Raw genomic sequence first — 18,257 nt, forward strand, 5'->3', positions numbered from 1 at the left:
ATGCTATGTTTTGAGCAAAAATTGGGATATTGAGTTGAGCAAACAAAATTTCGAGGCACAGAAATGCGAAAAGTCGTTTGGATAACTGGTGCAGGCTCTGGAATCGGAGCAGCCATGGCGCGACACTTTGCAGATGCCGGATACGACCTAGCTATCACCGCGCGAAATCGGCAGAGTCTTGAGGATGTTGCACTTGCGCTGCCCAGTTCGACACGAGTGCTTATTGCGCCCGGCGATGTGAGAGACCGCGATCTAATGGCAGAAACGGCCGCGGAAATCGCACAAAACCTCGGCTCGCTAAATGTGCTCTGCAACAATGCTGGCTTGAATATACCCCACCGCACGTGGGCTGAACTGGATTGGCAGTCCTGGGATGAAGTCATTGAGGTCAATATCACTGGCGCGCTTAACGTGATCGCTGCGACACTACCCGTTATGCGACCCTCTGGTGGCGTTATGATCCACACCTCGTCTTGGGCAGGACGCTTCCATTCTGCCGTCGCAGGCGTCCCGTACGGAGCATCCAAACATGCTCTTTCAGACATTTCTGCAAGCTTGAATTCAGAAGAGGGCAAGAACGGCATACGCTCTTGCGCTCTATGCCCCGCAGAGGTCGCAACACCCCTCATGGAGCGTCGCCCCGGGTATGACCCCAGCATGGCGGCCGAAATGATTCAGCCTGAAGATATGGCCGAAGCTGCACTTTTCGCCGCGGAAATGAACCCAGCGGTCGCGGTTCATGAAATCGTTCTCGCACCGGTCCGCGGATGACTGGCTACATCAAATCATTCAACAGGAGAGAGAAATGAACCATCCGGTTAAAGGCGTCGATCATGTTTTCCTTCTCGTTAGCAACCTCGACGAAGCGGCGAAGCGCTATGCAGAATTAGGCTTCACTATTTCTCCTCGTGGTTTGCATTCTGCTGCAAAGGGATCGGCCAACCATACAATTATGTTTCCGGAAGATTACTTCGAACTTCTGGGGCTTCTGAAAAAAACACCCGGCAATGCCGGGAGGTTTGAGGCGCTAGAGCGTATGGGTGAAGGTCTACACGCAATCGCGTGCAGGATTGATGATGCCAGTGAAGCTTCAAAAGCGCTAGGCGACTTGGGAATTGCAACGGAAGGATTGGGCAGTTTTGAGCGTCCTGTCCCGTTGCCTGACGGAACCGAAGGGATCGCGGCATTCTCCACCGTTGCATTTACATCGGAGGAGGTGCCATTCGGGACGGTATTCATGTGCCAACATCGCACACGCGAAACGGTCTGGCTGCCTGAATTGATCAAGCATCCCAATTCGGCTTGCGGATTGAACGCCATCCTGGCGGTTAGCGAGGATCCGCAACAAGATGCGGACGCGTTCGCAAGACTATGGGCCAATTCGACCGTTGCGAAGACGCCTACAGGTGCACAAATCGAAACGGGCAAGGCGTCTGCCCCATTGGAATTGTTCACGCCGCAATCTTTGAAGGAAACGTATCCGTGGCTAGACGTATCGAGTTTGCCAAAAGGTGCCTTTGCAGGCCTCCGCATAGACGTTCAAGACATAAAAAAAGTCAGAGCTAGTCTCGATGCCGCGAACATTGCTGCGCACCCCACGGCAAAAGGGCTTGCTGTTGCCCCTGTAGACGCTTGTGGAACAATCGTAGAGTTCGTTGCGAAATGACAGGCGGACCGAAAACAGGCGCGGGAAGCCGTAGTCGCCGTGCAGCTGAAAACATTACATTTGACAGCATTGACCAACGGATTCTCGACATCCTCCAACGCGACAGTGAGGCGCCCATAACGGCGATTTCGGAGGAAGTCGGCTTATCCGCAACACCTTGCTGGCGTCGCATCAAGCGAATGGAAGAAGCCGGATTAATAAAAGGCCGAGTTGCGCTCGTTGATCAAAAACGGGCGAATGTTCCCATGACAATTTTTATCGGGGTCACGGCTTCCCGTCATGAAATCTCATGGCTCAATCAGTTTCGCGAACTCATCGAAGAAATACCGGAAATCACCGAAGCATACCGACTAACGGGAACGGTGGACTATATTTTGAAAGTTGTCGTGCCCGATGTCGCAACATACGATCGCGTATACAAGCAGATGATTGAGCGTCTCGAGTTCAATCAGATTAACTCCATGATCTCGATGGAAGAGCTCAAATTCACTACAGCGATACCTACAAGCTATCTCTGAACGACGCAGACTGATAAGCACCTCACTTGGGTAGTATACCTAACCTCACGCCGCCAGCAGGTCCTCCTCCAGCTTGGCAAACAGGGCGACATCTTCTTCCGGACTCTCGAAGAGATGGCCATAAACGTCCATCGTCACGTTGATCGAGGAATGCCCCATCAGGGCCTGGATCTTCTTGGGCGGCCAGTTCTGCTCGATGAACAGAGACGCCGCAGCGTGGCGCAGAGCATGGAAGCTGAACTTGGGCTTTCCCTCTTCGTCCACGATCCCGTTCTCAAGCAGCAACGGCACGAGAACCCGGTTGTGGATGTTCGAGTGGTTCTCGACGTTTCCCTTGCCGTTCGGGAAGACGAGGTCCAGCTCGCCCTTGGGACAGTCCTCGCGCCAGGCCTGCAGCGTGTCATGAACCATTGGCGCCATGGGGATGCTGCGCCGCCCCGTGCGGCTCTTGGGCTTGCCCATCTCGTTGAACCGGTCAGCGCGTTTGCGGATGTGGATCAGACGTGCATCGAAATCGACGCAATCCGCAATGTTGATACGGAAAAGACGACCGCAATCCAGTTCGACAGGCCGCAAAACCACGATAGCTTGTTATAGCGCCCAGCGCAGGCAGGATTAGGACACACTCAGCTCTGAAGGCGGCGCCGGGCCTGTTGAATGCTTTCGCAAAAGGACATGTGGCGCCGACGGAAGCCACCTTGGTTTTTCCGAGGAATCTCAATGCCCTCAGTGCTGTCAAACCACTTCAGAGGTTTGATTGCTGCCATTCGATATCGCCGCGAGTTTGTTCATTTACGTGCATTCAATAAACAAAGCTGTCTGTTTCTTAAGGTTTTCTCTCCACGTATCTCTGCTCCGGCAAAGGGAGCATACGTGCCGTCAAGCCCTGCCTCACAAGAACTTGTCCGCTTCCGATGCATGTCATCCGCTTCAAATAGCGAGGGAAACTCCAATGCTAGAAAACCCCAGCACATTTTTCGGACTTGTAACGTTTGCCGCCGTTGCCTCTGTAACCCCTGGGCCAAACAACTTCATGGTGATGGCGTCCAGTGCTGCTTTCGGTCTGAAAAGAACTCTGCCGCACATGGCCGGGATCGTGGGAGGTTTCGCCCTGATGATTGGTTCCGTCGTGCTTGGTCTCGGCACAGTGCTCGGTGCATACCCGCAGATATTGGCAGTGGTTCGCATCGCAGGGGCAGGTTGGCTTTTCTGGCTTGCATGGCAGCTCGGAAGAGCTGCTTTCGCACCCCAGGCAAGCGAAGACACACCAAACCAGCTGGACACCGAGGCCCGCCCTTTGACCATTTTGGAGGCGGCCATGTTTCAATGGGTAAACCCCAAAGCTTGGACCATGGCGCTTGGAGCTAGTGCCGCTTACTCAGGGGTTGCTTCAGAGCTGCTCATGCGGGCGGGATTGATGGCGGTCACCTTTGTCATGGTTGCCCCTCTTTGCCTGGCCCTTTGGGCACTCGCGGGTAGAGGAATAGGTGCGCTGACGATGAAGGGCGTGTCATCACGCTGGGCGTCCTTCGTTATGGCAGCTCTCGTCGCCTTCAGCGCCCTTTCCGTCTTACTGGACCCAGAGCGTATCGCCAACGCGTTCGGCGCTTTCGGAACCTGACTTCCATTACAGAAATTCTTCAGACTCAAGGAAATCCTATGAAAAAGATCTCTCCTCAGGATTTCACGGGCACGCGTGCCTGGGAGGCCATGAACATCGAGCGGTTCACAGGTGCAACGACGGTGCGCCTCCACTGGACCAACGAAAGTTATCAGTGGCACGTCAACGATGGCCCCGAAGTCTTCGTGGTGCTCGATGGAAAAGTCGAGATGCATGCCAGAGAAAACGGCAAAGTCGCAATACATCCAATGACGGCGGGAGATGTGTTTCACGCGCAAGAGGGGGATGAACATGTTGCTCACCCTATTGGTTCAGCCCGCGTGCTCGTCATCGAGCGCGAGGGAAGCATCTGATGACACAGACCATCATTGAGACAATACCAATCCTGCCCTTCGGCATGGTGAACGCCTTTCTTGTAATCCATGAGAGACGCGCTTTGCTTGTTGATACCGGCCTACCTGGATCGGAGGGGAAGATTGAGAATGCCTTGAAAATGCATAAGCTTGATTGGTCCGATATTGCGCTCACGGTTCTTACCCATGCCCATATCGATCACGCCGGGTCTGCCGCACAGGTGCGCAGGCTGACGGCGCAACCTCTGTTCGCGCATAAGGATGAGTTCCCTTACTGCAATGGATATCCACCAGTTTTGCGGCCGAGCGGAATTTTCGGAAGGGTTTTCCAGAAAACCGGGGCGATCGAACAAGGCTTCGAGTATTTCACGCCAGACCTGCCATTGACGAAAGCTGAGGCAGATCTTTCACCTTTTGGCTTTCCAGCTAGTGCGCTTCACACACCGGGTCATACCCCTGGTTCACTTTCCGTTTTACTCGACGACGGGCGGGTAATAGCGGGAGATCTCCTGGCCTCAGGTATCCTGCTGGGAGGGATCGCAATGCGAAGCCGCCCTAAGAAACCGCCTTTCGAAGAAGACACAGTGGCCGTGGCAGATTCTCTGGACCAGCTTTTGTCGCGGGGGGGCAAGTATTTCTATTTGGGTCATGGGGGTAGACTGCCTGCGTCCACCGTAAGGGCGCACGTTTCAAGGCTGCGTAGCGCCGATCGTCCGGGAGTCTTTAAGCTTCCACGTATTCTACCAAATGATCAGACGTGGATGTGAAGGCACGCCTAGTCTGCATTGAGGAAGCGACCGGCACTGATGCTGCCTCATAATCGCGGAAAGCAACGGAAGCAGATAGTCAAAACACCAATATAGAAGTATCGCTGTCAAAGGCTCCTGCACCCCTTGATGTTCCAACTGGGATCCTGACTTAGTCGGCTTCACCTGCGAGCAAGCGCTTCCTTATGAATGCATTGCGTCTCAGAAAATCCAGAACGGCCCGGACACGGGCCGTTTTTTGAAGGTCAGGATGCACCAGAAGCCACAAATCCGTGTCCATGGCCGGAATGACATTTGTCTGCCTAACTAGCCCTTCCTCGCCCTCAGCAAGATAAGTTGGCAAGAGTGCAATGCCGAGACCTGACCGCGCCGTTTGATAACTTGCAAGGAGCGAGTTCACCTTTAGGCCGACCCTATCCTCCAGCGCATAGTCGCGCAGAACGGAATGGAAGCGATCGTCAGGCATGTCATCTGACATGCCAATGACCGGGCCGGACATGGCTTCTTCCGCTGTCCAAGAGCTGGGACGATAGAAAGCATGTCGGATCACACCCAACCGTTGACCCGCAAGGTTAAGATCCGGCGAGGAGGAAGGCCTAAGCGCGATATCAGCATCTCTTCGTGATAGGTCGAAAACCGTGTTCGATGTCCGAACATCGAGCGTCACCTCGCTGTAGTCGGACCTGAAATCCGGGATGACCGGCGCTAGAAGTCCCATAAGGAGCGTGTCGGTCGTTGTCAGAGTGACACTACCCTCCGGCCGCGTATCCTGTCCCTGGACCTGGCGCTCGGCGTCCAGCGTAAGAGCACGCATGTGTTGCGCGGTTTCGAGGAGAACCAAACCTGTCTCTGTCGGGACATATCCCGTGCGAAGACGATCGAACAAGCGCGCACCCAGTCGGGACTCAATGCCGTTGAGATGGCGCGTCATGGTCGGATGGCTTTGCCCAGTCGCCCGAGCGGCGGCAGTGAGAGAGCCCTCTTCGGCGATGCACAGGACGGTTTCGTAATCAGACCAGGAAAGGGATTTGTTCAATTTTGAATACTCAAAAAACAATTTCGGCAGTTTTATGCATGATCATGGAATGCTAGCTCCTATTCAATGAAAAATTGACCGCCATATCAAACCGAGATCAACATGAATGTTCATATAACTCTCGCTCACCCTGAACCGACTTCATTCAATGGAAGCCTGACATACCGGGCGGAAACCTATTTCAAACGGGCTGGTAATAACGTGACCAAGACCGATCTTTACGCGTCGGATTTCGATCCGGTAGAGCGTGGAGCGCATTACAAAGATCGTTCGAACAAAGATGTCTTCATTCCCTTGGGTGAACAAAGGGCTGCCTGGAAGAATGGAACGACGCCCGAGGATGTGAGAAGCGAGATCGATAATCTTCGGAACGCTGACTTGGTGATCCTCCAGTTTCCGCTCTGGTGGCATGGCCCCCCTGCGATCCTCAAGGGCTGGTTTGACCGCACTTTTCCCAGCGGCGGCGTCTACACAAGTCGCATGCGCTATGATGAAGGCTACTTCAAGGGGAAGCGCGCCATGTTGTCAGTGACCACAGGAGCCCCTGAAGAAGCTTTTGGTCCAGGAGCCCGAGGTGGAGATCCAGCCACAATGCTTTGGCCGCTGCACTATTCTTTGCACTATCTGGGCTTCGAGGTTTTACACCCTTTCCTGGCCCACGGTGTTCAAGGCCACGGATATAGCTACGAAGACCATGGCAAGGCGGAATGCAGGTTGGCACAGAAACTCGACTCTTGGGAAGATCGCCTTGCCGGAGTGTGGAACGAGGCAGCACAATCGTTTCCCGGCTGGCCTGATTGGGATCACCGTGGGCAGCCATTGAGTTGACTGCTGTTACAGCAGAGGTAGATGGCGCCTTCTGCCGTCCAGGGAACATTTCTCAAAGTGCGGCGAAAGGCTGCTGCCGTTACTTCACGATTATCTTGGCAATCGCATACCCGACGGCATGCATATCCGCTAGGTTCACGATTTCGACATCCATGTCGCCATCGCGTCCATCGGGCGACAACGCGGTTATACGTCCGATGCACTCGTTCTTCGAGGTTGGCTCAAAACTTACTGGGCCATAGGTATTCCAACGGCATAGCAGACTGTCTGCAATCGGTTCTCCGGCGCCGAGGACAACCGCTTCGAAGGATTGTCCTTGAGAGACCGGGTTTCTTACATCCCGGATCAGAATGCGGAGATCACTGAACTGATTATTGTAGGGGTAAATACCGTTCACCCGCCCTACCAAAGACCCATTTTCCGCGAAGACGGCAATGTCATAAGGAACCTGCGTCGAAGGAATGGCGTATCCGGCCTCATCACGCAATGGCTCAAACCCCTGATGAAGCCTAAAGGTCGCGCAATTTGACGACACCACACTGAGATGTGACGCATATGGCTCAGATATCTCCAAGCGGCAGGTTGCGTCTTGGGGAACCTCTTTATCTGCATCTTTGACAGATATCGTGATCTCACCCCCAAGCTGGATGGATCCCCCCAAAATTCGGATTTCGAAATCATCTGCCAACGCAAAACGCTCCGCGAAAAGGGACACAACCAACGACAAGAGTAGAAATGTCGGTTTCATTGGGCACCTCCAGATCCGCTGACGACCACAATAGTAGACCCCTATGCGTGGAAAGTCACATTCTCGAAGACTGCGCATACTTGTGCGCGCAAGGGCAAATCCAAAATGAACGCTCGCACTGTCCACGCAGCAAACCTTGGCTCAATTGCTTCGAGCAACGGTGGCCCGTTTGCCGACCCCTGTTAGCGGCGTCTAATTAGCTCCCGACGCAGGGCAGCATGGACGACAACGCATACCGGCAACCAGACAGGTGCGAAAAAAGCCCCTCCGAAAAGGTTCCAAAAGACTGCCTCACCCCCGCCTGCAACACCCATTTTGATACCAGAAGCGAATACCGCCGCAATAAAAGCGGTCAAGCACGTAAACAAAAAAGACATCCATGGGCTCATCGGCATGAGCTTCACAAAAAAGATCGACAGTGCAGCGGAAAGCAGCGCCACAACAATCGAGTAAGGCAACCAGGGCTCACCCAATAGATATTCATAGCCGAACATATCCATATCTCCGACCTTACGCCGGTTTCATGAAAATGTCTCCAAGACGCAACCGCCGCTGATTCACCAAATTGGAGACAACAGCTTCTTCTGACCCCGTAGTCATCCCCTCTGAAAGGTGGATCGCGGAGTGAGCGCCTTGATCGCAAACCCGTAGCTTCTCGAAATCGTCTTTCATCTCAGGAACACAGAACCGCCGCGCCTGAAAAAAGAACCCAAGCTATTCTTTGCCAAACTCTTGAGTCATCATTCGATGGCTCGGATGGGGCGCTCATAACTCGGCTCGATTGTTTGCGGAATTGAAAGAATGGCACGAAAGCAAAAACCAAAAATCGGTCTTGCGCTCGGCAGCGGTGGTGCACGCGGCTGGTGTCACATCGGTATTTTGCGGGCCCTCGAAGACATGGGCGTAAAGCCCGACGTCATTACCGGGGCTTCAATGGGCGCGTTGGTGGCCGCCATCTACGCCGGCGGGGTGCTGGACGAGCTTGAAGAGTGGGCCAGAAAGCAGACGGCGCGGGATTTCTTTGGAATGCTCGACATCAGGTTGTCTTCTGGCGGGTTGGTTGAGGGCACGGAAATCCTCGATGTGATCCGCCGACTGGTAGATGTGGACAGAATTGAGCAACTGCCGGTTCCGCTGGCCATTGTCACGACGGATATGGCCTCGGGCCGGGAGGTCTGGCTGACCGAGGGAGATCTTGCCGAAGCCGTGCGTGCCTCGGTCGCCCTTCCAGGTGTTATAAGCCCGTTCCGGATCGGGGATCGCTGGTTTTTGGATGGTGGTCTGACCAACCCCCTGCCCGTTTCGGCTTGCCGCATACTGGGAGCCGAGGTGGTCATCGCTGCCAACCCCAACGGCCGTTTCGACGGGACATTCTGGGCCGAACGTGAACAACAAATGCCCATGTTCTGGAAATCCTGGAGCGAACGCCTGCGCGATCTACCCACGGCCTTGTCCGGGTTGTTCGAAAGCGGAACAGAAAAAGATCTTACCCCGCAATATATCGATGTGATTTCAGCTTCGATAGACATCATGACCGATGGCATCCGGCGGGCCAAACTGGCTGGTGACCCGCCGCATGTCCTGCTTGATGCCCACCTTTCCAATCTGTCGGTGCTGGATTTCCACAAGGCGAACGAGGCGATCGAAGAAGGGCGTCGCATCGTCGAGGAAAACGCCGAGGCAATCGCAAGGTGCGCAAGACTTTGACAAGTGCAAAGGTAGCTTAGTCTGCTGAACGGACATTAGCTCAGATCGCCGAGACAGACAGTTACGTGGCTTCGGTCGTTTCTCCAAACGAGCCATTTAATACAATCTCACGCCGCCAGCAGGTCCTCCTCAAGCTTGGCAAACAGGGCGACGTCTTCTTCCGGGCTCTCGAAGAGATGGCCATAAACGTCCATCGTCACGTTGATCGAGGAATGCCCCATCAGGGCCTGGATCTTCTTGGGCGGCCAGTTCTGCTCGATGAACAGAGACGCCGCAGCGTGGCGCAGAGCATGGAAGCTGAACTTGGGCTTTCCCTCTTCGTCCACGATCCCGTTCTCAAGCAGCAACGGCACGAGAACCCGGTTGTGGATGTTCGAGTGGTTCTCGACGTTTCCCTTGCCGTTCGGGAAGACGAGGTCCACGTCGCCCTTGGGACAGTCCTCGCGCCAGGCCTGCAGCGTGTCATGAACCATTGGCGCCATGGGGATGCTACGCCGCCCTGTGCGGCTCTTGGGCTTGCCCATTTCGTTGAACCGGTCAGCGCGCTTGCGGATGTGGATCAGACGCGCTTCGAAATCGACGCAATCCCAGGTCAGACCGCGTAGTTCACTGATCCGCATGCCGGTGAAGATGGCTGTCACGATGAGCGGTCTGTGCCGGTCCGGGACGTTCTCGATCATGATCTTGATCTCATCCTTGGTCGGGATGATCCGTTCCTCTTCGTCGCGACGATTGCGCTTGAGCTTCACATCACGCGCCACATTGCGGTCGACCCATTCCAGTTGCATCGCCTTGTCGAGCGCTGAGCGCAAGCTGCCCAAAACCTTCTTGGTCATTGACCGGGACACCCCCTCGTCCTGCAGATCATCGAGGAATTCGGCTACGTCGCCGCGGGTCAACTCGCCGACCAGCAGATCTCCGATCTTCTGGTCAATGTGATGAATGACATGACCGCGATAGCTACGGATCGTGGCGCGTTCGAGATTGTTGCGCTGGCATTCTTTGAGCCAGGCATCACAGGCTTCACGGACGGTTTTGGGGGCCTTCGGCATGCTCACCTCTGCGTTGTTTATGAGATATGAGCATTATAGCAGAGCGGGATACATCCGTCGGGCTGTTTTCCGCTCCAGGAGTGAAGAAATTTCATCAATCACAGGGACTTGAACACAGGGCTCCCCAAGTCTAGACCCCGGTCAATTGCCAAGTTAACGTGATTTCTCATTTACGTTTTTGCAACGCTTTCAGGATGTGCTTATGCGACTTTACTACGCTTTGATCACTCATGGTCCAAACCCGGAGAATTGGCCGGCAAGAAAGCTGGGTGAGCTGCGACCGGTCAGCAACCTGGTTGAGTTTCACAAGCAGAAGGCCGCGGGCGAACGTTTCATCCTCAAAGTCGAATACTGTCGTAATATAAAAAGCCAGGCATCGCTTCCGAAATTGAATGCTCTCCTCGAAACAGCAAAACGGCATGGGGCGTTTGTCACAACTGATGATTTCCGCCGCTTGTTCAGTCGATGCGACGTAGCGTATCGTGCTGATCTGCGCTCCCACCTCAAAGCTTTTGGTGATCATTTCGTTGATCTTCGCACGAGAAAGTCGTTCAGCAGCTTGTCGGAAACAGCAACGCGGCAAATCCTGTTTCACGACGGCCCAGTGACGTTCAAAATCAAGTCGGAAAAGAAAAGGACAGAGCCCACTCCTTGGGGTCGCAACCAGGTCAAAGAAGCAACCAAAGCGTCAGCAGAGGTCAGGGCAAGAAAAGCCAACAAGAAAGCAGAACAACTCAGTGAGATCAGAGCCGAGCTTACAGAGGATCGGAGAACTCCAACCCTGAAAGCAATCGCTGACGAAGCAAACGTCCGAGGCCTGACAACGAGCAGAGGCAACCACTGGACCGCATCTACTGTTCAACGTGCACTTAAGAGACTGCAGACGTAGCCCGTTTTAAAGAGCCTGCAGAGCGACCGTGAGACAGAGCCGGGTAACATAGATCAGACCAGTGCTTCACCGCAATTCATAGAGCGAAGAAAGAGCCTGCTCCCTACAAGGATCAAGATGGGGCAAAGTTGACTTCATCTCCAAAAAGCTCGCCAGAAACCTGAACCTTGGGAGAAAAAGGGACGCAAGCAATCCGGCTACGTTAGGGCTGATTTCAAACAAACGTCCTTCGGGCCTTAATTTTTAGAATCTTTAAGAAGAGAAAATAGAGTAAAAGTAGAAGCTATTAGGGACGCGCATCAAGCTGCTTGGGCGCTGTGACATGAACAGATACGTTTCCCTCATGCCAGCTTAGTGTCTCGCGCGATCTTCGCGTTACAAAGCCTGTCGTCGGCGCGAACGCGGTTTCGTCAAAAAAAGTTTCAACTGGTTCGACGGGCTTCAACCGGTTCGCATCTGGTCAACTCAACACCCACCTTTCTTCCGATCAGATTGGGGCTCTGAGAGCGCGCCTGAGCGGCTCTAAGCGCCCCCTAGTAGCAGACAACAAAAACGGTCTTAGACGCTCCCTACGCGCGCCTCAGCGACCCTGGCGCCCATCCTTTCTTCTGAATTTCTAAACGTGTTATCCTGCAGCCACATTAAGCTGGGAGGATAAAATGAAGACTCTTTCTGCAATCCTCGTCGCCCTGACAACTGCGGGCGCCGCATTTGCACAGAACATCACGACTTATTCGAGTGACGCCAATTTCGAGGACACGGCATTCGCATTGGAAAGTGCCATTATCGGGAGGGGCCTCGTCGTCGACTATGTTAGTCACGTCGGCGCGATGCTTGCCAGAACCGGCGCGGATGTTGGAAGCGATGTCGAACTCTTCGAAAACGCAGATGTCTTTCTGTTCTGCTCGGCCACGACTTCGCGCAACGTCATGGAAGCGGACATCATGAACATCGCTTTCTGCCCCTATGGGATTTTCGTGGCCGACACCGGCGATGAAGTCATGGTGGGGTTCAGGGATTTTCCAAAAGGCCCGATGCAGGAAGTCCAAACACTGTTGGATGAAATCGCCCGCGAGGCCGTAGGCAAGTAATTGGTGACGTCAGCTTTAACCATCCCGCGATTCATCACCTGTTTCGCGGGATGGCACTTTTGAATCTGACCTCATCTTTCACTATCAGTCTTCTTTGCGGAAGTCTGAGTGGCAGGCATTGCAGGTGGCTGCGACATGCCAGGCGGCGAACACTGGACCACCTTGCCTCATCATACCGCCACCCTGCATCATGCCGGGCCCCATCTCAGCGTCTTCCCAACGCTTCGGCAAAGTCCCGCTCGGCTTTCCGCTCGCATTTTCAGCAAGCTCGTTCGACCAGTTCGCAAGCATAAAGGCGTAGTGTTCGAATTGGTCGAAGTCTCGCCAAATCTCTGCGCGTGCCTCGCTTGGCGAACCTCCGGAGCCTTCGGGAAAGAGCGCCGTCATATGCCTGCCGGCGCCGTCGCGTATTTCAGCGGCCGCCCGCCGCACGGCATCCGCGTCGTAACTCAATTCACCATGCATCATCGCAAAAACGCGTTCGATCAATTCCTCAAAGCGCTCCATCGACTCCATGCGTTCTTTCACGACACCCGAGGCATTTTCATGTGCGAAGACAATTGAGCCTGACAAAACCGCAAGCATTCCGATCACTGGCAAGGCTTTCATCACGCTTCCTCCCTGATCTTTCGATTTCGTTCTGACCTTAGCACAATTTCGAGCACGTTTTGAAACGACCGCGATGGGTTGCAGAACGAACATGTGCCAGTCGCGTTTTGAGTATGCCTCGGGCATATGCTCGCGGGCTCTGTAATGATCGCTGGGAGTGCGGCAGAGTCGCTACGAGTGCGCCTAGCAGGCTTAGTCGGCCGAAAAGGTGCCATGCACTCCCTGCCAGCACTTCAGTGACCAGAGCCGGTTTGATGGATGTTCATTATTGTTACTAGGGCTTGTAAGCCGCGTCCTGCTGCCAGCCGTTGAAGCCGGTCTGCAAAACGACGACGTTCGACCTTCCCGCCACACGAAGCGCAAAGGCCGCCTGGGCCGACAGGCTGCCAGTGTTGCAAAAAAGGATCGTCATGCGATCGTCGGGAATTTCCTCGATCCGATCCAGCACTTCACGCCATTCGATATTAATAGCGCCGGGGATCGTGCCCTCCTCGAACTGACCCGCATCGCGGGTATCGACGAAGAGTGCGGTCTCGAACACAGTCTGGTCAAGTTGCTGGGGTAGAATGATGCCTGACTCGTATTCCGAGAACATCATGTATTCCTGCATAGCCTCAATTGCGGCGTCCTCTGCCAGTGCAGGTGCTGCGTGGACGTAAAATGCGACGGTCGCCGCCAAAAATAGGTGCTTCGACTTCATCCGGGGGTTCCTCCGTTCCGGTTTTCAATATTGAGAATTCTTGTGAGCCAGTCTTTCATCGCGCGTTCAAACCAGAAGGCACCTAGGTGATGGCGTTTAATCAACATGTCAGCGCATCTAACTACTCCATTGGAGACGATACTGGCAGAGATCGCAGTCATCGAGCCTGCCGTCACACCGAATTCGGTTTGAGTAAGCGGCGGAATCACCGCGTTCTGCCAACCGATGATCAGGCGATTGAAGGAAACCTGCGCAAGCTGCTCCAGAAACAGGCACAGGCTCTCCTGGACACCCTGCCCACAGGTCATTTTCTGTCCTTCAAGGTGACGCGTGGATCGAGCGCATGGCCTGAGGCAGGACCGCGCAGGGGCTGGATCAGCATCCGATCGAGCCAGAGGTCGCGGCGTGTGCGGAACTGTTCGATACCCACCTCCATTTCCTCATGTCCCTTCGCTGGCTGCGCTACATAAGTGCCCAGAAGCCGGTCCCACCACGGCAGGTTGAAGCCGTAATTGGAATTGGTCTCGCGCGGATCGATGGAGTGGTGGACGCGGTGCATGTCGGGCGTCACAACAATCAGTCGCAGGATACGGTCCACTGAACGCGGCAGGTCGATATTGGCATGGTTGAAGAGTGCGGTCGCGTTCAGGATCGCCTCGAACAAGAGCACTGCGACAGCCGGCGGACCAAGCGCCGCGACTACCGCCAATTTGATCCCCATCGAGATCATAATTTCTACCGGATGAAAGCGCAGACCTGTTGTGGCGTCAAAATCCAGATCGGCATGGTGCATCCTGTGCAGTCGCCAAAGCGCTGGCACGGCGTGGAACATCACATGCTGCAAGTAGATCGCCAGATCGAGCAGCAGCATCGAGACCACGATGGCCAGCCAGACGGGCACGTCGAAATTGTTGAACAGACCCCAGCCACGGTCCTCAGCAAGGACGGCCAGCCCGACTGCGAGGATCGGGAATGACAGGCGCAGAATGATCGTATCAACCAACACCAAGGCGAGATTGTTCGTCCAGCGTATCACCCGCGGGATCTCCCGTCGTCTGCGCGGCGCGGCAACCTCCCACAGCGCCATCGCCGCGAGAACGCCTAGGAAGGCCACCAGACGAATTACAGGTTCGGCGCTGAGGATAGATTGGGACATCGGCGAAGGCTTTGTGGGTTGCGCAAGGCAACAGATTCTCTAACATTCAATTAATCCATTGATTGATCTAGTGTCAGAGGGCCACCTGTGTCAACCAACCCGAAATTGTCCCTTCTCGAAGAATATGCCCTTGTTGCGCGCGCTGTATCTGCCCCTGCGCGGCTGATGCTCCTTGAACAACTGGCGCAGGGCCCTCGGGGGGTGGAGGGTCTGGCGGAGAAGACAAGCTTGACGGTGGCCAACTGCTCGCAGCACTTGCAGCAATTGCGGCGTTCCGGGCTGGTGACCAGCCGCCGTGAGGGAAAGGCCGTAATTTACCAGCTGACGGATGCGAAAACGCTGGACCTGATGGACCTCTTGCGCCTGCTGGCTGAACGAAACCTCGCAAGGGTGGAGCATATCCTGCGCGGTCTTTCGGACGGTGAAGACGCGCCCGAACCCTTAAGTCGTGATGAACTGGCAGCACGACTGGCTGACGGGTCAGTGACGGTTCTGGATATGCGCCCCGTGGACGAATACGAGCTCGCGCACATTCCCGGCGCCCTCAACATAAACTTGGCCGACTTGGAACAGCTGCTCCCGTCTCTCGACGCGAGCAAGGAAATTGTCGCCTACTGCCGAGGGCCTTACTGCGTCTATTCTCATCAGGCTGTGGCCGCCTTACGCAGGCACGGACTAATCGCCCGCCGCCTCGAAGGTGGATTACCAGAATGGAGGGAAGAAGGGCGGGAAGTCAAAACAATCAGTTGGGATTGACCGTCGATCAGATCTTCGTTGACGGTTGCACCGCTACAAGGATCGAGATGGGACAAAGTTAACTTGATATCTAACAAGCTCTCTTTGGATCTGAACCTTGGGAGGAAATGAGGTGGATTTCTCTTGGCGCGGGTCGGACCAAAGCCTCCTGAAACACGCCATGTTTTGAAAAAACCTGCACGCTGACAACGGCGGCATTTATGAAACAAAGCAAAGGTATAGGCCCTAAGGGAAGAGCGCTGTAAGGCGCCAACTAGGTTGCTGCTCAAAAGGATACGTGCGCGCCGAAAATCTACCGAACTTTCGATCTGCCAATCTGCCAGAAAAATGCCGCAACTCGGACAAAAGACTTCCCACCGTGTTCCTTATCACGGCGGTTGGGGGCATGGAAAAGGGCAAGACATCATGAGAACTTTCATAGCTTTGCTGTGGCAGTATCCGGGCACGGTATACGTAACGCTCTTGTGCATTGTGATTGCTCTCTCGATTCAAAGTCTTTGAACTCGCTTGAGCACTAAAAGCTAGGCTTTGGACACGCTTTCAAACCGCCGCAAACCGTTCGAAAAGCCTGAAGCAAAAGCGCCGGAAAGCCCGAATTCGTGAGATTTTCTGTATTTCAGTGAACTCAGAGGTTTAGCGGAAATAACCCCGCCAAAACCCCTTCAAAACCCCGCCACGAAAAGCATGTTCTTTTGGCGGGGTTAGAGAGATCCCATGCTCTGCGCGCAACCGCGCAAATCAGCAACTCATAGCCCTGATTTCGCCCAGTCCCGATCCAGCTTCTTCAGAGCGCGGTCGATCTTCTCGTTCATCTCCGACCAGGAGACCAGCCTGCCCTTCTTGCCGAGATTGGACGGCTTCGATTTTCTCGTCTTCCGCTGATACTGGGCGAGCTGAACGGCCGCGACGGAGCGGTGAAATCTGTCGAGGCCATAGACGCCGCTTTTGGCGAAAACATCTCGCTCCGTTGCACGGATTCTGAACCCGAGCTCTTCCTCGAGACTTGCTCCACCAAATGTCGGCAGGAAGAACTCGAAGCAGAGCCGCCGGATGGGCTTGAAGCGAGATTGCCCAAGATCGCCAAGGGTAGCGAGGCCCATTTCTGCATGAGCGCCGATCTCATTGGACGCCCCCTGGAGCGTCACTTCAAGTCGAGCACGCCGCTCATTGGGAGACAATTCAACGGCAGTTTCTGTAGCCGGGTTCCTGCGATCAGTTATTTTGTTCATCGTCCTCAACATGACGTAGAAATCCCTCGGGCCGATATAGGCCGTGCTGTCGATTTCCGGCTGGGCATGCTTCTTGATGTCGAGCGGCACCAATGCTTCTTGTTCCAAGCCGAGTTTTGCCGCTTGCAGAACAAGGGCAGCGGAGAGATCTGCCTGGGTGGTATCGACAAAGTAGGTTGACCCGCCGCCACCATACTTACCCCCGTAGAAACGCGGGTATCCTCGAGCAGTGTCAGTCAGGATAGAATCTGGCCGTAAGTGGCGTCTCAGGATGTCGACCATTTGCCACCGTCGGAGTCGGGTTTCATGAGGGGCAAAGTGGCGTGAGCTCTTCACGTAAAAATCGACCGAAACCTCAATCCCCGCGATCGGAAGACCCAGGAGCGCAGCCTGTGGCGCATATTTTGCGCACACGGCCGCCATGAGCGTTGGTAGCTCCTTGGGTTTGGGCGCCTGAAATTTCAGAATGAACTGATCACCGATATGTCGCTTTTCCCGGTTGGGTCCCTGCACAAAGACTGTCGAAGACGAGCCCATCTCTTCCAGCATCTTCGTGATGGTGGGCTGCATGTTACGGGCCTGGTGGTGGCTTTGCGTCTCCAGTCGCAATTCGATCCAATCGATCTCTGCCCGGCACGCGTAGTCGTTGAGATCGATCTCGGGAGTGCCCAAGACTCTGCCGCGTAGTATGGGCTGCGGCGCGCGCCCGTTCTTCGTTTCATAACGCGCGATGGCATAGGATATCGACGGTGGTGAGACCTTCTCGGGCCACTCAGGGCGGTCACGAAAGGCGAGCGGAATCATGGTTTTCTCGGTCAGGATCATAGGATTTTCCGTGTTTCAATGAATTCAGAGGGTTAGAAGAATTTTCCCCGTAGTAACCCCGTAAAAACCCCGTAACGAAACGCATGTTTTCTTACGGGGTTAGCGACGTTGGCTTGCCTGTGCGATGCGTGGTGGATTTTGGGAAAGGCGCGCTTTTTGCCTACCGGTGAGCCCTTGGAACTCCGAAGTCCTAGATGTGCCGCGTTGCCTTATGAGGCTCTGCCGCCAGAGAAACCCGGGGTGGATCGGTTCCTTGGAGCGCCGGCCGAGCATGGCGGCGATCACCTTCTGCCAATCACGGTCGTCTGCGCGCTGTCTATCACGAGACAGAGAAGACACTGAACAGAAGGAGCCGTTCATGATCACCAGTCCCACTGCGGCGAAGCTTGCCGCCGCCATCGAAGCATCGGAGCTCACCCAACGCGAGATTGCCGACCGGGTCGGCTTCAAACACGCCAACATTGAGCCTCCCCAACTGAACTGGTCCACCACTATGTTTAGGAAACGGAGGACCGAGAATGGCAAACAGGCGACCCAAGCCCGAAGAGATTGTCTCGAAGTTACGACAGGTTGAGGTGCTGATGGGACAGGGCATGTCCCGTCTCGACGCGATCCGACAGATCGGCGTTGTTGAACAGACGTACTATCGCTGGCGCAAGCAGTATGGCGGAATGGGCGTAGATCAATTGAAGGAGCTGAAGCGGCT

At 54.8% G+C, this 18,257-nt stretch carries 23 protein-coding genes; 13 read left to right on the forward strand and 10 right to left on the reverse strand.

All coding sequences use genetic code 11. From position 1 onward, the window contains the following. Positions 1-63: 63 nt before the first annotated feature. The 3 genes from BLT50_RS06965 to BLT50_RS06975 are packed head-to-tail and all read left to right on the forward strand — an operon-like array spanning position 64 to position 2,184. Positions 64-771: an SDR family oxidoreductase gene (locus BLT50_RS06965; RefSeq protein WP_090027903.1), complete on the forward strand. Its 708-nt coding sequence runs from the start codon at positions 64-66 to the stop codon at positions 769-771. Then, complete coding sequence (locus tag BLT50_RS06970) at positions 740-1,666, forward strand: VOC family protein (protein ID WP_245723317.1); 927 nt, start codon at positions 740-742, stop codon at positions 1,664-1,666. The genes BLT50_RS06965 and BLT50_RS06970 overlap by 32 nt, the downstream gene beginning before the upstream one ends. Further along, positions 1,663-2,184, forward strand: a complete 522-nt coding sequence (locus tag BLT50_RS06975; protein ID WP_090027904.1) for an Lrp/AsnC family transcriptional regulator — start codon at positions 1,663-1,665, stop codon at positions 2,182-2,184. The genes BLT50_RS06970 and BLT50_RS06975 overlap by 4 nt, the downstream gene beginning before the upstream one ends. 45 nt (positions 2,185-2,229) lie before the next feature. On the opposite strand, the gene BLT50_RS06980 is transcribed toward BLT50_RS06975, so the two are convergent. Continuing rightward, a complete protein-coding gene (locus BLT50_RS06980; protein ID WP_245723318.1) occupies positions 2,230-2,766 on the reverse strand; it encodes a site-specific integrase in 537 nt (178 codons plus the stop codon). Positions 2,767-3,136: 370 nt separating this feature from the next. Here BLT50_RS06980 and BLT50_RS06985 point away from each other — a divergent pair, with 370 nt between their 5' ends. Genes BLT50_RS06985 through BLT50_RS06995 form a run of 3 tightly spaced genes read left to right on the forward strand, consistent with a single transcriptional unit; the run spans position 3,137 to position 4,925 of the window. Further along, on the forward strand, positions 3,137-3,805 hold the full coding sequence (locus tag BLT50_RS06985; protein WP_090027906.1) for a LysE family translocator: 669 nt from the start codon (positions 3,137-3,139) through the stop codon (positions 3,803-3,805). 38 nt (positions 3,806-3,843) lie between these two features. After that, positions 3,844-4,158, forward strand: a complete 315-nt coding sequence (locus BLT50_RS06990) for a cupin domain-containing protein (RefSeq protein ID WP_090027907.1) — start codon at positions 3,844-3,846, stop codon at positions 4,156-4,158. Next, positions 4,158-4,925 carry an MBL fold metallo-hydrolase gene (locus tag BLT50_RS06995; protein WP_090027908.1) on the forward strand — a complete coding sequence of 256 codons (768 nt, stop codon included), beginning with the start codon at positions 4,158-4,160 and terminating at the stop codon, positions 4,923-4,925. The genes BLT50_RS06990 and BLT50_RS06995 overlap by 1 nt, the downstream gene beginning before the upstream one ends. A gap of 151 nt (positions 4,926-5,076) precedes the next feature. On the opposite strand, the gene BLT50_RS07000 is transcribed toward BLT50_RS06995, so the two are convergent. Then, positions 5,077-5,982: a LysR family transcriptional regulator gene (locus tag BLT50_RS07000; protein ID WP_090027909.1), complete on the reverse strand. Its 906-nt coding sequence runs from the start codon at positions 5,980-5,982 to the stop codon at positions 5,077-5,079. Positions 5,983-6,063: 81 nt separating this feature from the next. Between BLT50_RS07000 and BLT50_RS07005 the strand changes: the two genes are divergently transcribed. Beyond that, positions 6,064-6,789, forward strand: coding sequence for an NAD(P)H-dependent oxidoreductase (locus tag BLT50_RS07005; protein WP_090027910.1), 726 nt, complete (start codon positions 6,064-6,066; stop codon positions 6,787-6,789). A 79-nt stretch (positions 6,790-6,868) separates the two neighbouring features. Here BLT50_RS07005 and BLT50_RS07010 read toward each other — a convergent pair whose 3' ends face one another. Then, positions 6,869-7,537: a hypothetical protein gene (locus BLT50_RS07010; RefSeq protein ID WP_090027911.1), complete on the reverse strand. Its 669-nt coding sequence runs from the start codon at positions 7,535-7,537 to the stop codon at positions 6,869-6,871. Between the two features lie 182 nt (positions 7,538-7,719). Beyond that, on the reverse strand, positions 7,720-8,037 hold the full coding sequence (locus tag BLT50_RS07015; protein ID WP_090027912.1) for a hypothetical protein: 318 nt from the start codon (positions 8,035-8,037) through the stop codon (positions 7,720-7,722). A gap of 301 nt (positions 8,038-8,338) precedes the next feature. Between BLT50_RS07015 and BLT50_RS07020 the strand changes: the two genes are divergently transcribed. Continuing rightward, a complete protein-coding gene (locus BLT50_RS07020; RefSeq protein WP_090027913.1) occupies positions 8,339-9,244 on the forward strand; it encodes a patatin-like phospholipase family protein in 906 nt (301 codons plus the stop codon). A 107-nt stretch (positions 9,245-9,351) separates the two neighbouring features. Here BLT50_RS07020 and BLT50_RS07025 read toward each other — a convergent pair whose 3' ends face one another. Further along, positions 9,352-10,296, reverse strand: coding sequence for a tyrosine-type recombinase/integrase (locus BLT50_RS07025; protein ID WP_090027914.1), 945 nt, complete (start codon positions 10,294-10,296; stop codon positions 9,352-9,354). Between the two features lie 202 nt (positions 10,297-10,498). Between BLT50_RS07025 and BLT50_RS18990 the strand changes: the two genes are divergently transcribed. Next, entirely contained in the window at positions 10,499-11,185 is a 687-nt protein-coding gene (locus tag BLT50_RS18990; RefSeq protein ID WP_139170484.1) for a hypothetical protein, read from the forward strand. A 659-nt stretch (positions 11,186-11,844) separates the two neighbouring features. Then, complete coding sequence (locus BLT50_RS07035; RefSeq protein WP_090027916.1) at positions 11,845-12,276, forward strand: DUF302 domain-containing protein; 432 nt, start codon at positions 11,845-11,847, stop codon at positions 12,274-12,276. A gap of 84 nt (positions 12,277-12,360) precedes the next feature. Here the strand turns inward: BLT50_RS07035 and BLT50_RS07040 are convergent, their stop codons facing one another. The 4 genes from BLT50_RS07040 to BLT50_RS07055 form a co-directional block, all read right to left on the reverse strand. Continuing rightward, positions 12,361-12,978 (reverse strand): cytochrome c, encoded by a 618-nt coding sequence (locus BLT50_RS07040; protein WP_175491418.1) that lies wholly within the window; start codon positions 12,976-12,978, stop codon positions 12,361-12,363. 181 nt (positions 12,979-13,159) lie between these two features. Next, on the reverse strand, positions 13,160-13,585 hold the full coding sequence (locus BLT50_RS07045) for a rhodanese-like domain-containing protein (protein WP_090027918.1): 426 nt from the start codon (positions 13,583-13,585) through the stop codon (positions 13,160-13,162). Further along, positions 13,582-13,893 (reverse strand): hypothetical protein, encoded by a 312-nt coding sequence (locus tag BLT50_RS07050; RefSeq protein WP_090027919.1) that lies wholly within the window; start codon positions 13,891-13,893, stop codon positions 13,582-13,584. Before BLT50_RS07050 ends, BLT50_RS07045 begins: the two co-directional genes overlap by 4 nt. Continuing rightward, positions 13,890-14,741: a sterol desaturase family protein gene (locus BLT50_RS07055; RefSeq protein WP_090027920.1), complete on the reverse strand. Its 852-nt coding sequence runs from the start codon at positions 14,739-14,741 to the stop codon at positions 13,890-13,892. Before BLT50_RS07055 ends, BLT50_RS07050 begins: the two co-directional genes overlap by 4 nt. A gap of 87 nt (positions 14,742-14,828) precedes the next feature. On the opposite strand from BLT50_RS07055, the gene BLT50_RS07060 reads away from it, so the two are divergent. Continuing rightward, positions 14,829-15,497, forward strand: a complete 669-nt coding sequence (locus BLT50_RS07060) for an ArsR/SmtB family transcription factor (RefSeq protein WP_090027921.1) — start codon at positions 14,829-14,831, stop codon at positions 15,495-15,497. A gap of 746 nt (positions 15,498-16,243) precedes the next feature. Here the strand turns inward: BLT50_RS07060 and BLT50_RS07065 are convergent. Further along, a complete protein-coding gene (locus BLT50_RS07065) occupies positions 16,244-17,551 on the reverse strand; it encodes a hypothetical protein (protein ID WP_090027922.1) in 1,308 nt (435 codons plus the stop codon). 358 nt (positions 17,552-17,909) lie between these two features. On the opposite strand from BLT50_RS07065, the gene BLT50_RS19245 reads away from it, so the two are divergent. Further along, the gene (locus tag BLT50_RS19245) at positions 17,910-18,125 is read left to right on the forward strand and encodes a hypothetical protein (protein WP_175491395.1); all 216 of its coding nucleotides are present in this window, start codon (positions 17,910-17,912) and stop codon (positions 18,123-18,125) included. After that, the coding region (locus BLT50_RS07075; protein ID WP_139170485.1) for a transposase at positions 18,070-18,257 on the forward strand (188 nt) is incomplete at its 3' end. The genes BLT50_RS19245 and BLT50_RS07075, both read left to right, overlap by 56 nt.

The sequence above is a fragment of the Lutimaribacter saemankumensis genome (assembly GCF_900100005.1).
Taxonomy (GTDB): Bacteria; Pseudomonadota; Alphaproteobacteria; order Rhodobacterales; family Rhodobacteraceae; genus Lutimaribacter; species Lutimaribacter saemankumensis.